The sequence below is a fragment of the Pseudomonas putida W15Oct28 genome (assembly GCF_000708715.2).
Lineage (GTDB): Bacteria > Pseudomonadota > Gammaproteobacteria > Pseudomonadales > Pseudomonadaceae > Aquipseudomonas > Aquipseudomonas putida_R.
The window spans coordinates 43,451-58,932 of sequence record NZ_JENB01000021.1 but is presented as its reverse complement, the minus strand read 5'-3'; the positions used below and the strand labels follow the sequence as shown (position 1 = coordinate 58,932).

Sequence of the window (15,482 nt, the reverse complement as noted above, 5' to 3'; positions counted from 1 at the left end):
GACCGGCCGCCGGGGCTTCCAGCGTGCCACTCCACCGCTAATGTGTTGTTCTGCCGCCACCGGCGGCTGCCCCGCAGGGCTGCGAAAGCTATGGACGATGGCGCGCAGCCAGCCGTCACATCTGCCATCACGCCTGTTTGACCGCCTGCATGAAGGCCTCGATTTTCGCCGCGTCCTTGATGCCCTTGGCCTGTTCGACACCACCGCTGACATCCACCGCGTAAGGCCGCACCTGGGCAATGGCCTGGCCGACGTTATCGGCCGACAGCCCGCCCGCCAGGATAATGGGCTTGCTCAGGTGTGCCGGCACCAGTGACCAGTCGAACGCTTCACCGGTTCCCCCGGGTACGCCCGCCACGTAGGTGTCCAGTAGTATGCCGCGAGCCCCCGCGTAAAGCTGGCAGGCCGCCTCCAGGTTATCGCCCGGGCGCACACGCAGGGCCTTGATCCAGGGGCGGTGGTAGCCTTCGCAGTCTTGCGGGGTTTCGTCGCCGTGGAACTGTAGCAGGTCCAGCGGAACCACTTCGAGGATCTCGTTCAGCTCGCAACGTGAGGCGTTGACGAACAACCCGACCGTGGTCACGAACGGTGGCAACTCGGCAATGATCGCCCGCGCCTGGCGCACGTCCACGGCCCGCGGGCTCTTGGCATAGAAGACAAAGCCGATGGCATCGGCACCCGCTTCGGCAGCGGCCAGTGCGTCTTCGATACGGGTAATCCCGCAGATCTTGCTGCGAACATTGCTCATGGACAGCGAACCCTGATTGTTACGGTGAAAGGCCGGATGTTAGCAAATGGCTTTTCGTCCGTCAGTCTGCCAACGCTTCGTAGCCGGTCAAAAAGTGTGGGCCGATGTAACGCTGGGGCAACACATATTCCTCGGGGTACTCCACCTTGACCAGGTAAAGCCCGTACGGATGGGCGGTGACCCCGGCTTCACGGCGGTCGCGCCCTTCCAGCACTTCACGCGCCCAGGTGACCGGGCGCTCGCCGGCGCCGATGGCTGTCAGCACACCGACAATGTTACGCACCATGTGGTGCAGGAAGGCGGTGGCGCGCACGTCCAGCACGATCATCTGGCCATGGCGGGTAACGCGCAGGTGGTAGATGTGCTTGATCGGCGACTTGGCCTGGCACTGGCTGGCACGGAAGGCGCTGAAGTCGTGAGTACCAAGCAGGAACTGCGCCGCTTCGGCCATGCGCTCGACATCCAGCGGGCGGTGGTTCCAGGTCACTTCCTCGGCCAGGTGCGCCGGGCGAATCGGGTCGTTGTAGATGACGTAGCGGTAGCGCCGGGCACACGCCTTGAAGCGGGCATGGAAGTCGGCCGGCATCGGCCGCGACCAGACCACGCTGATGTCGTGCGGCAGGTTGAAGTTGGTGCCCAGGGTCCAGGCGCGCTCGTCGCGTACGGCGCGGGTATCGAAATGCACGATCTGCCCGCAGCCATGCACGCCGGCATCGGTACGCCCGGCGCAGATCACCGAAATCGGTTCATTGGCCACTTTGGACAGCGCTTGCTCAAGGGCTTGCTGAACGCTGGGCACTCCACTGGCCTGACGCTGCCAGCCGCGGTAGCGGGCGCCCTTGTATTCCACGCCCAGGGCGATTCGGGAGTAGCCTTCGGCCGCGGATTCGGCGGCAGCGGTGTCGATGATGTCCAAGCGCATGAAACCTGTGGGGTGTACGGAATGGCGGGGATTATAACGACAACGGCAGCCGTGTAGGGCTGCCGTTGTTGATGGCACATCAAGCTGACGCAAGCCCTTGTAGGAGCGGCCTTGTGTCGCGATGGGCCGCAACGCGGCCCCAGATTTTCAGCTTCGCAGCAGATATCGTCGGGGCCGCTTGCGGCCCGTTCGCGACACAAGGCCGCTCCTACAGGCACTGCACTGCCTGCGGTAGCGCCTCAGACCAGGCGAGAGAGCATGCCCTCGGCTTCCTGGCGCTGGGTGTCGTCGCCGTCCTTGACCACTTCATCAAGGATGTCGCGCGCGCCCTGGTTGTCGCCCATGTCGATGTAGGCGCGGGCCAGGTCGAGCTTGGTGGCTACTTCGTCACTGCCGGAGAAGAAGTCGAAGTCCAGGTCGTCCAAGGGCTCTGGCTCAGGCTGCGCAACCGCGTCCTCGCTGGTGAAGTGTGGCTCCAGCGATGGCGATTCGAGGCTCTGCGACAGCTTGTCCAGCTCGGCGTTGACGTCGTCCAGCTCCGAGGCAAAGCTCTTGGCTGCCGGCGAATCGTCGTCCAGCGACAGCGACAGGTCGAAGTCCGACGGCATGTCGAACTCGGAGACCGGGTCAAACTCCGGCACGCTGTCGAAGGCAGCCAGTTCGGCGGCGATGTCCACCGGGGCCTCTTCCACAGCATCCGGGGCGGCAGGGGCAACCGGCTCGGTGACATCGAGGTCGAAATCGGACAGGTCCACGGCAGGCTGTGGCTCTGCCTGGGCCAGCATGGCCTCGAAATCAGCGTCGGCGTCGGCTTGCAGTTCGGCATCCACGGCAAACGGCTGTTCTTCTGGCTGAACCTCTTCCAGCCCCGGCTCATCCAGCACAGGCTCGGCAATTACCAGCTCGTCGGGTACAGGCTCCTGTGCCGCCGGCTCGTCCAACAACGGCGCTGCCAGCGGGTCTTCTTCCGGCAGGTCTTCACCCAGGCTCAAGTCAAAGTCACTGTCCAGGTCCTGCTCATCCAGGCCCGGTGCATCAAGGGTCGGCACTTCTTCGAAGGCATCCAGCTCGGCTTCAGGCTCTGCTTGCGCCACAACCTCTGGCTCAGCGTCTACCTGTGGCTCGAACTCAGGCACCTCGTCAGGCACCACATCGGCAACTACCGGTGCCTCTGGCTCGTCGTGCAGCAGTTCCTGCACGTACTGCTCATCCATCTCGGCAGCCAGTGCCGCCGCACCCAGGCCGGCAGCGGCCAGGCCAAGCATGGCCGGGTAACGTTCTTTCAGCCCGGCGACTTCAGCAGCGTTCTGCTCGCTGGCCGGCAACTTGCGCTCCTGTTCGGCGAACGCGCTCTGGTCACCCTGGCGGGCGTACACGTCCATCAGTTTCAGGCGCAGGTCGTCACGCTCCGGCGCGGTGTCCACGGCGGGCTCCAGCAGTTCGGTGGCGCGGTTCAGGCGGCCCTCGGCCAGGCATTCATCGACTTGGGCCAGCAGCGCGGCGTGCGGGTCGGCGTACGGCTCAGGCTCGAGCTCTGCCTCGGTGGCTGGCGCTGCCACTTTTTCCGCAGCAACAGCAGCGGCAGCCGAAGCTGCGACCACAGCGGGCGACAGGGTCACGCTTGGCTCCGAGACTTCGACGCCGTCGAGGCTCTCGGTATCGTTGTCGAAACCTGTGCCTTGCTCTTCTTCCAGCGCCCGCGCCATGCGCAGGTGCTTTTCAGCCTCTTGCTGGGCCTTGCGCTTGCGCGCCAGCAGCCACAGCAACAACGCCAGCACCAGGATGCTGGAGCCGGCAATCAGCCCAAGCAGCCACGGGTTGCCCAGGACCTGGTCGAGTGCACTGTTCGGCTGGGTCGCTGGCACAGGTTTGGCGGCCGGCACCGGCTTGGGCGCGGTGTCGACGGCAGCAGGTGCCGGCTTGACTGCCGGCTGAGCTGCCGCTGCCGGCTGGGCCGGCGTTGCAGCAGCCACTGCCGGAGCGGCTGCGCCCTGGCCTTCAAGGCGCGCCAGCTGGTCGTTCTTCAGCTCGATCAGACGCTGCAGCTTGTCCAGCTGGCTCTGCAGGTCGGTCATGCGGCTTTTCAGTTCGTCGTTGTCGCGGCGGCTGGTGTCCAGGCTTTCCTGGGCCACGGCCAGCTTGTCGTTGAGTGCCTTGGCCTGACCAGCACCGGCCTGGTTACCCGGGCTGACCAGGCGCAGGTTGTCGCCCTGGGCGATACGCGCCGGGGCAGCTTCGGCGGCGCCACGGCGGGTAGCGTCGAGCTGGCGGGCACGCGGGCCCAGGCGGCGGCCTTCACGCCAGGCGGCATACTGTTCGGCCACCTCGCGGTTTGCCTCGCCCTGCGCAATGTTCTGGACCTGCTGCTGGTCGGGCAGGCGCAGTACCTGGCCAACCTTCAGCTGGTTGATGTTGTTGCCGATGAAGGCGTCAGGGTTCAACGCCTGGATCGCGATCATGGTCTGCTGGATCGAGCCACCCTGGGTGTTGCGCGCAGCAATCTGCCACAGGGTGTCGCGGCGCTGGGTGGTGTAGTTGCTGGCACCGGTTACCGCCGGCGCGACGTTACCCGCCGCCGGCTTGTCACCCTGGGCCTTGGCCTGGTCGAGCAGCACGCTGTAGTCACGCAGCAGGCGGCCCTGCGGCCACATCACCTGGACCAGGAACTTGACCACTGTCCCTGGCAGCGGCTGGCTGGAGGTAACCCGCAGCACGCTCTTGCCGTTGGGGTTGATCACCGGTGTGAAGGTCAGGTCTTCGAGGTACGTCGGAAACGCCACCCCGGCCTTGCTGAACTCTTCCGGCGGCGCCAGGCTTGGCGCCACTTCGGCGGCTTTGAGGTCGCGCACGTCGAGCAATTCGATCTCGGCGTCCAGCGGCTGATTCTGTGCCGACTTCAGGGTCAGCTCCCCCAGGCCCAGCGCATTCGCCATGCCAGACGACAGCGCTGATGCTGCAGCCATGGCCAGAACCAGTTTGCGAATTCGAAGCATGACCTCTTCCCTTGTATGAATCGTCCCGAAACCTGCAAGCAGAGCAGGACAAAAGTGCTCGCCAGTATCTTTTACGGCATCTGTTTAATCAACAATTGTGCCACTTGCACGGCATTGAGCGCGGCGCCCTTGCGCACGTTGTCGGTGGTCAGCCAGAGGTTGAGCTGCTGGTCTTCATCAACACCGTGACGTACACGACCAACATAGACCACGTCTTGGCCCACTGCGTCACCGACCGGGGTCGGATAATCGTCACGTTCTACCAACTCGACGCTGTCGGCTGCCTCCAGGGCCTGGTTGACCGCTTTCAGGTCGACCGGGTGACGGCTCTGTACGGCCACACTGAAGCTATCGCCGAAAAACACCGGGACTTGAACGCAGCTCACGGAAATCTTCAATTCAGGCAGGCCCAGCAGCACGCGCAACTCGCTGACCAGGCGGCGCTCCGGCGCCGTATGGCCCTGCTCATCGGCGGCCCCCACCTGGGCCAGCAGGTTGAATGCCACCTGGCGGTCGAAGAAGCGTGGCTCCAGCGGCCGGGCATTGAGCAGCTCGGCCGTTTGCCGTGCCAGTTCGCTGACGGCTTCGCGGCCTTGCGCGGACACCGCCAGCGCCGCCATCACCTGCACCCGCTCGATGTCCAGCAGGCCCTTGAGCGGTGCCAGCGCGACCGCCAGGGCAACTGCAGCCGAGCACGGGCTGACAATGCGCGCAGGCAATGCCAGGCCGTCCAGGCGCTCTGCGTTGGCTTCAGGCACCAGGGCCAGGGCGTCGTCCAGGCCACCAGACAGGTCGATGACCGTGCAGCCCGCCTGCAGCGCCTTGCCGGCAAAGCTGCGACTAACTGCGGCAGCGGTGGCGAAGAAGGCCAGTTTGACCTGGGCGAAGTCGAAGCTGTCGACTTCGCGCACCTTGAGCTTCTTGCCAGCGAACATCACGCTGCTGCCCGCCGATTCCATGCTGGCCAGCAGATGCAGGGTGGCGACCGGAAAATCCAGCTCTTCGAGGATCTGTACGAGGGTTTCACCGACGCTACCGGTGGCGCCGACGACGGCGATGTCCAGGGGTTGGGTCATGGAGGGGATCCTTTTGCTGAAACGGCGGGGGCGGCACTTTACTCGGATTATGGAACAACGAACACCCTCAATGCGCCAGCCCCTCTGCGACCGACAGCCGAACATCAGGCCGGTCGGAACGACAGGCGCTACCTGACATTTTTGCCAGTATCGGGTTTTCTCAATCACCCCCACTCTTGCATGACGGCTATTAATCAAAGGACACGTTATGCGCCCGCTACTGATAACAACGCTTCTGTCATTTTTGGCCACCACCGCCTGCGCACCCCAGACTAGCGTCGCGGATGCGCCGAGAAATGATTTACAGGGCGCTCTGGGGGGGCAGGTCGATTTCGCCCAGACACATGTAGTAGCGGCGACTCGGAGAATCTTTGACCCCTTTCTGGTGCCGCACAAAGCGGCCCTGGTCATGTTCAGGCCGATCAAGCCAGTTACTGACGTGGACATGACTATAACGTTGAATGGCAGCACCACCACTGTACGCATGGAACGCCCTGAAGCACTTCCGAGCACCGCGGTATATGACCAGGAGAACACCTTCTCCGGTAAGACCATTGAAGGCAGCTACCCGAAGTTCAGGGAAAACACGTTCAGCTATCAGGTCCCCTGGAACTTGTTCAGCCCCGATGCACGCATCAGCTTTCAGCAAGCTGGCAATCCTAGCAATCAAGGCTCGCTATCCGCTGACAAATTCGTGTTCATGACCCCCGAAAGCGAGGGGCTGGTACTTATGAACATCAAGGGCTGCGTCTTTAAGGGTGAGTCGACGTGCAGGGACACCCTCGATCAGTTCGACGGTGAGTATAACCCCGCTGCCGCGCGTATTGCAGCACGGGAAATGCTCTCCGAACTGCCCACCCAACGCCTTCATCTTGGCACCGGCAAAGCTTACTGGCCACGCATCATTGCCATGGGACCGGATCAAAAGCCGCATGTTTACGACAAGACCAATGGCATGGAGTGGGCTGAGTTCGGCGACAAGACGCTACCGGCTAAAGTGGGAATGGGCAATTACTGGCGCGCGGCCTCGAATCTGGGCGACAAGAAATCTGGCTACCCTGTAGCCATTACGGGGCAGCTGCTTGACACGCCCGAAGGCATGCCTCCATTGCCGCCAGGCGTAGCCGCCAGCTGCGGAGGTAACAGCTGTAATTACCCTTACTTCCCCGATGGCTTCTGGCATGAAACCGGTCACGCATTTGGGCTTCCCCACGATACCCCCGGACGCTATGAAGACTGGTCGTATCGGGCGTATGACAATGTCTTCCTGCCTAACACACACCCTGACCCACACCGTTACGGGCTGCCGGTAGACTACCTGGGCTTGCATTACTTCGGTCATGTGCTTGGATCACTCTCCGCCCCGCCTTGGCATCCCAGTACCGCTTCGGCGCCCTTGATTGACGAGTTCGAAAAACTGGGCCTGAATTCGACAGAGGGCGCCAGCTGGAAACGTTACATTGCGCCCTATACACACCAGCAGACGCTCCGTGTACAGCAGCGCTTCGGACGGCTGCCGGACGGCGCGGAGTACGCTGAACTGGGTGACGACCACCGCCCGCCAGCCGTTGGCGTGACGGGTGCTGCCGCCGACGATGGCCAAAGCTTTGAGAAGAAGCCCTTATCTCAAGGCTTCCTTGACGCAGGCATCCAGCTACCTGCCTCTCTGCCGCCGTTGCTTTCGCCCAAAGCAAATCAAGTGCCTGTTGAAACTGCAGTGCCGGTTCATACCTTGGTGGCAACCTTTTCCGACCCTTCCCACAACAGGGACGGCATCAACCAAATCTATCCGGCCATTTTGAGCAACTATGGGAATGTCTTCAGCCCTGCGCAGCTATCCACCAGCTCTGTGACCAACCCGCAGCGCAGCACGAGCGATTCCGCATTGATGACGGTCACCTCGCAATGCCTCGCCTCGGAACACGACCAACTGGTATTGAAAGCGTGCGATGACGAGTCCGCTCAACTCGACATTCAAAGCGTGCCCCCGCAAAACGAAGCAGAAGCGCCGCTCGCGCCGATTATCATCGTGCGCAACAGCGCCGGCAGATGCCTGGATTTCAATTTCAACTTTCGCAGTTGTTCCAACATCGAACCGCAAGTTCGCTGGCGTGGCCGCATAGACCTGACGAATAACTCTCGCCTGCTGAAGCTGCAGGAAAGTAATACCGGCAAGTTCATTACCCCCATTGGCAACCAAGGCTTGGCCTTGCTCGCCGACAGCAGCGATAACGAATTGGTTCATTTCAAGCCAGGCGACGATCGCAGCCCGCACATTTATCAGGTCGATGTTCATTACGTCAGCGGAGCCGTCGAGACACACTTACTCTATGCCGGCCCCATCGGCAAAGACACCTTGAAAACAGCCGCTTTCAATGTCAATTCCGAGCGTAAACCTGTCAAAGCAGTGCTCAAAGTGGATGACACCGTGGTCCATGAGCGGCAGCTTGAAGATAACCCGCTTCCCCTGGCCATCAGCATGGGGGCTGAGCACGGCGAGCAGATAAACCGGGTCTGGGAACCGCAATGGCTCTATTCAAAAGAACAGAACGCCTGCCTTAAAGCCACCGATCAGGGTTTGAAACTTGCGACCTGCAATGCGGAGGCAATTTGGCGCCTCCCCTACAAGAAGGTGTTCCCCCATCAGTTCGACGCCTACCAACCACTCGACATCTCGGGCCGTTGCATCAACGCTAGCTTAGCAACCGGCGAATGCCATTTCCCGCGTAAAGATACCGTTTGGTGGACACGCCAAGACTTGACTCAAACTCCGTCTGACATCTATCTGCAGGAACTGATCACCGGACGCTTCATCACCACAACCCACGGTAGTGACACGCCAGTGCTTGCCCCGCTGGGCCAAGCCGAAAACCAACATTTCCAGAAACGAGCGCTCGTGAAGTTTCTGGTGCTACATAACGGTCGATACCTCACACCTTCGCGCGGAACAGTAGCATTTTCGGACGGTGGGCAGAGAGAGATGGTTCGCTGGTACATGATCAGCACGGCCACAACGCCGCTGCCAGATGGAAGTACCGAGATAACGCTCATGAACGGCGATGGCCAATGCCTGAACGACGAGTTGAGGCTGCAGGAGTGTGCACAACCGCATGCGGACAAACTTACCTGGTTAACTCGAAAGGACCTAATAGGGAGGCTCTTCTGGATTCGACTCCAGAACAAGAAGAACGGTAAATTCCTTGATGTAGGGGAAGATGGGACGGTTTCACTTAAACCCTTGGCGGGTGACTCCCAAGTCTTCAACTACGTCATTCCGCTGCAATGATTGCAGATGACATACCGCCTGATCGCGAACACGCTGCCCATCGCCAACGCTGTACGAACTAAAAAAGCCCTGCAAGACCAGCGCCTTGCAGGGCTTTAAGCGATCAAACCCGGCTCAACGCTCCAGCAGAATCCGCAGCATGCGGCGCAGCGGTTCGGCAGCGCCCCACAGCAGCTGGTCACCCACGGTGAACGCGCCCAGGTACTGCGAGCCCATGTTCAGCTTGCGCAGGCGGCCCACCGGGATGTTCAGGGTGCCGGTGACCTTGGTTGGGGTCAGTTCCTGCATGCTGATTTCACGCTGGTTCGGCACCAGTTTCACCCAAGGGTTGTGCTGGCTGATCATGCCTTCGATGTCGGCGATCGGCACGTCCTTGTTCAGCTTGATGGTCAGCGCCTGGCTGTGGCAACGCATGGCGCCGATGCGCACGCAGATGCCGTCGACCGGGATCGGGCTCTTGAAGCGGCCGAGGATCTTGTTGGTCTCGGCCTGGGCCTTCCACTCTTCACGGCTCTGGCCGTTCGGCAGTTCCTTGTCGATCCACGGGATCAGGCTGCCCGCCAGTGGCACGCCAAAGTTCTCGGTCGGGAAGGCGTCGCTGCGCATGGCCTCGGCAACCTTGCGGTCGATGTCGAGGATGGCGCTGGCCGGGTTGGCCAGGTCATCGGCAACGGCCGCTTGGGTGGCACCCATCTGCTTGATCAGCTCGCGCATGTTCTGCGCGCCGGCACCCGAAGCTGCCTGGTAGGTCATGGCGCTCATCCACTCGACCAGGCCGGCTTCGAACAGGCCACCCAGGCCCATCAGCATCAGGCTGACGGTGCAGTTGCCGCCGATGTAGTTCTTGGTACCGGCGTCCAGCTGCTGGTCGATGACCTTGCGGTTGACCGGGTCGAGGACGATCACGGCGTCATCCTGCATGCGCAGGGACGATGCCGCATCGATCCAGTAACCCTGCCAGCCGGCTTCACGCAGCTTGGGGAAGACCTCGTTGGTATAGTCGCCGCCCTGGCAGGTCAGGATAACGTCGAGGGTCTTGAGTTCTTCAATGGAATACGCGTCCTTGAGCGGCGCTGTATCCTTGCCCACGTTCGGGCCTTGGCCGCCAACGTTGGAAGTAGTGAAGAACACCGGCTCGATAAGGTCGAAATCCTGCTCCTCCAGCATCCGCTGCATGAGCACGGAACCGACCATACCGCGCCAACCGATCAGACCTACACGTTTCATCGCAACTACACCTTTGCTAAAAGTGGGCCGCCACCGGGAATTTGGGGTGGCGGGCCAGAGAGATTACAGATTCCGCAGCGCTGCGACTACTGCGTCGCCCATTTCCTGCGTACCAACTTTACGGCAGCCTTCAGAGAAGATGTCGCCGGTGCGCAGGCCCTGGTCCAGGACCAGGCTGACGGCCTTCTCGATCGCCTCGGCGGCAGCCGACTGATCGAAGCTGTAACGCAGCATCATCGACACCGACAGGATGGTCGCCAGCGGGTTGGCGATACCAAGGCCGGCGATGTCCGGCGCCGAGCCATGGCACGGCTCGTACATGCCCTTGTTGTCGGCATCCAGCGACGCAGAAGGCAGCATGCCGATGGAACCGGTCAGCATGGAAGCTTCATCCGACAGAATGTCACCGAACATGTTGTCGGTCACCATCACGTCGAACTGCTTGGGTGCACGTACCAGCTGCATGGCAGCGTTGTCGACGTACATGTGGCTCAGTTCGATATCCGGGTAGTCCTTGGCCACGTCTTCGACCACTTCACGCCACAGCTGGCTGGAGGCCAGGACGTTGGCCTTGTCCACCGAGCACAGCTTCTTGCCACGCACGCGAGCCATGTCGAAGCCGACACGGGCAATGCGGCGCACTTCGCTTTCGCTGTACGGCAGGGTGTCGTAGGCCTGGCGCTCGCCGCCTTCCAGCTCGCGCTGGCCACGCGGGGCACCGAAGTAGATGCCACCGGTCAGCTCACGGACGATGAGAATGTCCAGGCCCGAAACGATTTCCGGCTTCAGCGACGAGGCATCGGCCAATTGCGGGTAGAGGATGGCCGGGCGCAGGTTGGCGAACAGGCCCAGTTGCGAACGGATTTTCAGCAGGCCACGCTCCGGGCGGATGTCACGCTCGATCTTGTCCCACTTCGGGCCACCCACGGCGCCCAGCAGCACGGCATCGGCCTTGCGCGCACGTTCCAGGGTTTCGTCGGCCAGCGGCACGCCGTGCTTGTCGATGGCGGCGCCACCGATCACGTCGTGTTCCAGGCTGAAGCCGAGCTGGAACTTGTCGTTGGCCAGTTCCAGCACCTTGACCGCTTCGGCCATGATTTCCGGGCCGATACCGTCACCTGGGAGAATCAGAATCTGCTTGCTCATGCTTTCCTCTATCCATTCACGCGGTGCGGCCAGACGGGCCCCACCGAAAAGTGCTTAACGCTCGGCCCACAACACCAGCACATCGGTGCTGAACGAGCCATCGGCCTCGATCTGGTAATACTGCCGTACTTCTTCACCCATGGCTTGCTGCAATTGGCGGATGGCCAGGCGCATCGGCTCGGGGGTGCGCATGCGCTCGACCCAGCTGGTGAACTCCAGGCGCAGCGGCTGGCGCGTGTGGCTGCGCACATGCAGGCCGGCTTCGCTGACCTGGCGCTGCCATTCGGCGGCGGAATAATCGCGTACATGGCTGGTGTCGCGCAGCACTTCGACCGTTTGCAGGTAGGTGTCGAGCAGCGGGCTGCCCGGCGACATCACATCGATGAACGCTGCCACGCCGCCTGGCTTGAGCACCCGGCGCACTTCGCGCAGGGCCAGGCCCAGGTCGCTCCAGTGGTGGGCCGAGTAGCGGCTGAAGACGAAGTCGAACGAGGCATCTGCGAACGGCAGGCGTTCGGCGGCGCCGCGCTCGGTGGTGATATTGGCCAGGCCGCGCTCGGCGGCAGCGCTGGCAACCACGTCGAGCATGGATTGTGAAAGGTCGTAGGCGACCACTTCAGCGACCAGCGGGGCGACGTGGAAACTGACATGACCGGCACCACAGCCCAGGTCCAGCACGCGGGCATGCGCCTGCCCTGCCAGCTCGGCCTGCAGCAGGGCGAATTCACTGCCCTGGGCGTGCACGGCGCTGCTGAGGTAGGCGCTGGCCTGTTCGCCGAACTGGCGCTGGACCACGTCGGTGTGTTGGGTGCTGGTCATGTCTCAATCCTTTTGGTTTTGTATTGCCTGTGCCGGCCTCTTCGCGGGCTTGCCCGCTCCCACAGGGACCCCACACTTTTCAGGACTGTGATAGTCCTGTGGGAGCGGGCGTGCCCGCGAAGAGGCCGGCACTGTCATCTACATACTTCAGGCATCACGGAACAGCCAAGGCTGGCTGGCGCGGTGCTTGCCTTCGAAGGCCTTGATCGCATCGCTGTCCTGCAGGGTCAGGCCGATATCGTCCAGGCCGTTGAGCAGGCAGTGCTTGCGGAACGCATCGATCTCGAAGTGCAGCACCTTGCCATCCGGGCGGGTCACCGCCTGCGCTTGCAGGTCGACGGTCAACTGGTAGCCCGGGTTGGCTTCAACCTGCTTGAACAGCTCGTCCACTTCCTCATCGCTGAGGATGATCGGCAACAGGCCGTTCTTGAAGCTGTTGTTGAAGAAGATGTCGGCAAAGCTCGGCGCAATGATGCTGCGAAAGCCATACTCGTCCAGCGCCCACGGGGCGTGCTCACGGCTGGAGCCGCAACCGAAGTTCTCCCGCGCCAGCAACACGCTGGCACCCTGGTAACGTGCGTGGTTGAGCACGAAATCCTGGTTGACCGGGCGCTTGCTGTTGTCCTGGTAGGGCTGGCCCACGTCCAGGTAACGCCATTCGTCGAACAGGTTCGGGCCAAAGCCGGTGCGCTTGATCGACTTCAAGAACTGCTTGGGGATGATCTGGTCGGTGTCGACGTTGGCACGGTCCAACGGCGCGACGAGGCCAGTGTGCTGGGTAAAGGCTTTCATGCTGCGCTCCCTTGGATCAACTCGCGGACATCGATGAAGTGGCCGGTCACCGCGGCAGCGGCAGCCATGGCCGGGCTGACCAGGTGGGTACGGCCACCGGCGCCCTGACGGCCTTCGAAGTTGCGGTTGGAGGTGGACGCGCAGTGCTCGCCGCTCTCCAGGCGGTCCGGGTTCATTGCCAGGCACATCGAGCAGCCTGGCTCACGCCATTCGAAACCGGCTTCGACGAAGATCTTGTCCAGGCCTTCGCGCTCGGCCTGGGCCTTCACCAGGCCCGAGCCCGGCACGACGATGGCTTGCTTGACGGTAGCGGCTACCTTGCGGCCCTTGGCGATTTCTGCCGCGGCGCGCAGGTCTTCGATACGCGAGTTGGTGCACGAGCCGATGAACACGCGGTCCAGCTGGATATCGGTGATCGCCTGGTTGGCGGTCAGGCCCATGTACTTGAGGGCACGTTCGATAGAACCACGCTTGACCAGGTCGGCTTCGGCAGCCGGGTCCGGTACGCGCTGGTCGACGGCCAGGACCATCTCGGGCGAGGTGCCCCAGCTGACCTGTGGCTTGATCTGCGCTGCGTCCAGTTCGACCACGGTGTCGAAGACGGCATCGGCATCCGACACCAGGCCTTTCCACGACTCGACCGCTTGTTCCCACTGCTCGCCCTTCGGCGCATACGGGCGGCCTTCGACATAGGCAACGGTGGTGGCGTCAGTGGCCACCAGGCCCACACGGGCACCGGCTTCGATGGACATGTTGCAGATGGTCATGCGGCCTTCCATCGACAATTCGCGGATGGCGCTGCCCGCGAACTCCATGGCGTGGCCGTTGCCACCGGCGGTGCCGATCTTGCCGATCACGGCCAGGACGATGTCCTTGGCGGTAACGCCGGCAGGCAACTGGCCTTCCACGCGCACCAGCATGTTCTTCATCTTCTTGGCGACCAGGCACTGGGTGGCGAGCACGTGCTCGACCTCGGAGGTGCCAATGCCGTGGGCCAGGGCACCGAAGGCGCCGTGGGTGGAGGTGTGCGAGTCACCGCAGACCACGGTCATGCCAGGCAAGGTGGCACCCTGCTCCGGGCTGATGACGTGGACGATGCCTTGGCGTTCGTCATTCATCTTGAATTCGACGATGCCGTATTCGTCACAGTTTTCGTCGAGGGTCTGCACCTGCAGGCGCGACACCTGGTCGACGATGGCCTCGATGCCGCCCTTGCGCTCTGGCGTGGTCGGCACGTTGTGGTCGGGGGTGGCGATGTTGGTGTCGATGCGCCACGGTTTGCGGTTGGCCAGGCGCAGGCCTTCGAAGGCCTGGGGCGACGTCACTTCGTGGATGATGTGGCGGTCGATGTAGATCAAGGACGAGCCGTCATCACGGCGCTTGACCTCATGGGCTTCCCAGAGTTTGTCGTAGAGCGTTTTGCCAGCCATCAGACTGTTCCTCATCAGCGTCTTTCTATGCCAAAGACCCCTTGGCTTGTACGGACGATGCTATGGGGTTAGATTGAATAACTCAAATTCATAATTTTTATGCTTTGGATAACCCAAAGGAATACAACTCCATGGACCTGGCCAACCTCAGTGCCTTTATAGCCATTGCCGAAACCGGCAGCTTTTCCGGGGCGGCCGAACGGCTGTTCCTGACCCAGCCGGCCATCAGCAAACGCATCGCCGGGCTGGAGCAGCAACTGGGTGTGCGGCTGTTCGACCGCCTGGGCCGCGAGGTGACCCTGACCGAGGCCGGGCGCGCCCTGCTGCCACGGGCCTACCAGATCCTCAATGTCCTTGATGATACCCGACGGGCGCTGACCAATCTGACCGGGGCCGTGAGCGGTCGTCTGACCCTGGCCACCAGCCACCACATCGGCCTGCACCGCCTGCCTCCATTGCTGCGGGCTTTCACCCGCCAGTACCCGGCCGTGGCGCTGGATATTCAGTTTCTGGATTCGGAACAGGCCTACGACGAAATTCTGCATGGCCGGGCCGAGATTGCGGTGATCACCCTGGCGCCCGACCCGCACCACCTGGTCAAGGCGGTGCCGGTGTGGGACGACGCCCTGGACTTCGTCGCCGCCCCCGAGCATCCGCTGGCCAACAACCATGAAGTCAGGCTGGCGGATGTCGCCCGCCACCCGGCGGTATTCCCTGGCGGCAACACCTTCACCCACCACATTGTCCAGCGCCTGTTCGAAAGCCAGGGCCTGACGCCGAACATCGCCATGAGCACCAACTACCTGGAAACCATCAAGATGATGGTATCGATCGGCCTGGCCTGGAGCGTATTGCCGCGCACCATGCTCGACGAACAGGTTGCACCCATCGCCTTGCCGGGCATACAGCTGTCGCGCCAGCTAGGCTACATTCTGCATACGGAGCGAACGCTATCGAACGCGGCCAGGGCATTCATGGCCCTGCTCGACAGCCACGCAGGGCCCGCCTGACCGGCCGTCAGCCCGGTACTTCCAATTCAAGGA

Annotated in this window: 11 protein-coding genes; 2 read left to right on the top strand and 9 right to left on the bottom strand. The window is 62.3% G+C overall.

What is annotated here, in order from left to right:
* Nucleotides 1-127 precede the first annotated feature (127 nt).
* The 4 genes from AK81_RS16375 to AK81_RS16360 all read right to left on the bottom strand — a co-directional run bounded on the left by AK81_RS16375 (nucleotide 128) and on the right by AK81_RS16360 (nucleotide 5,739).
* A complete protein-coding gene (locus tag AK81_RS16375) occupies nucleotides 128-748 on the bottom strand; it encodes a phosphoribosylanthranilate isomerase (protein ID WP_043200430.1) in 621 nt (206 codons plus the stop codon).
* 61 nt (nucleotides 749-809) lie between these two features.
* On the bottom strand, nucleotides 810-1,670 hold the full coding sequence (truA, locus tag AK81_RS16370) for a tRNA pseudouridine(38-40) synthase TruA (protein WP_016500863.1): 861 nt from the start codon (nucleotides 1,668-1,670) through the stop codon (nucleotides 810-812).
* A 239-nt stretch (nucleotides 1,671-1,909) separates the two neighbouring features.
* Entirely contained in the window at nucleotides 1,910-4,663 is a 2,754-nt protein-coding gene (locus tag AK81_RS16365; RefSeq protein WP_043200429.1) for a FimV/HubP family polar landmark protein, read from the bottom strand.
* Between the two features lie 71 nt (nucleotides 4,664-4,734).
* Nucleotides 4,735-5,739, bottom strand: coding sequence for an aspartate-semialdehyde dehydrogenase (locus tag AK81_RS16360; protein ID WP_043200428.1), 1,005 nt, complete (start codon nucleotides 5,737-5,739; stop codon nucleotides 4,735-4,737).
* A gap of 208 nt (nucleotides 5,740-5,947) precedes the next feature.
* Between AK81_RS16360 and AK81_RS16355 the strand changes: the two genes are divergently transcribed.
* A complete protein-coding gene (locus tag AK81_RS16355; RefSeq protein ID WP_050491897.1) occupies nucleotides 5,948-9,025 on the top strand; it encodes a TagA domain-containing protein in 3,078 nt (1,025 codons plus the stop codon).
* 114 nt (nucleotides 9,026-9,139) lie between these two features.
* On the opposite strand, the gene asd is transcribed toward AK81_RS16355, so the two are convergent.
* The 5 genes from asd to leuC all read right to left on the bottom strand — a co-directional run bounded on the left by asd (nucleotide 9,140) and on the right by leuC (nucleotide 14,439).
* Nucleotides 9,140-10,252 (bottom strand): aspartate-semialdehyde dehydrogenase, encoded by a 1,113-nt coding sequence (gene asd, locus AK81_RS16350; protein ID WP_043200427.1) that lies wholly within the window; start codon nucleotides 10,250-10,252, stop codon nucleotides 9,140-9,142.
* Nucleotides 10,253-10,315: 63 nt separating this feature from the next.
* Nucleotides 10,316-11,398 (bottom strand): 3-isopropylmalate dehydrogenase, encoded by a 1,083-nt coding sequence (leuB, locus tag AK81_RS16345; RefSeq protein ID WP_043200425.1) that lies wholly within the window; start codon nucleotides 11,396-11,398, stop codon nucleotides 10,316-10,318.
* 54 nt (nucleotides 11,399-11,452) lie between these two features.
* Complete coding sequence (locus AK81_RS16340; RefSeq protein ID WP_043200424.1) at nucleotides 11,453-12,217, bottom strand: class I SAM-dependent methyltransferase; 765 nt, start codon at nucleotides 12,215-12,217, stop codon at nucleotides 11,453-11,455.
* Nucleotides 12,218-12,364: 147 nt separating this feature from the next.
* On the bottom strand, nucleotides 12,365-13,009 hold the full coding sequence (gene leuD / locus AK81_RS16335) for a 3-isopropylmalate dehydratase small subunit (protein ID WP_043200423.1): 645 nt from the start codon (nucleotides 13,007-13,009) through the stop codon (nucleotides 12,365-12,367).
* On the bottom strand, nucleotides 13,006-14,439 hold the full coding sequence (gene leuC, locus AK81_RS16330) for a 3-isopropylmalate dehydratase large subunit (RefSeq protein WP_043200421.1): 1,434 nt from the start codon (nucleotides 14,437-14,439) through the stop codon (nucleotides 13,006-13,008). Before leuC ends, leuD begins: the two co-directional genes overlap by 4 nt.
* A gap of 131 nt (nucleotides 14,440-14,570) precedes the next feature.
* Here leuC and AK81_RS16325 point away from each other — a divergent pair, with 131 nt between their 5' ends.
* Nucleotides 14,571-15,449, top strand: coding sequence for a LysR family transcriptional regulator (locus AK81_RS16325; protein WP_043200420.1), 879 nt, complete (start codon nucleotides 14,571-14,573; stop codon nucleotides 15,447-15,449).
* The last annotated feature ends 33 nt before the right edge of the window (nucleotides 15,450-15,482 follow it).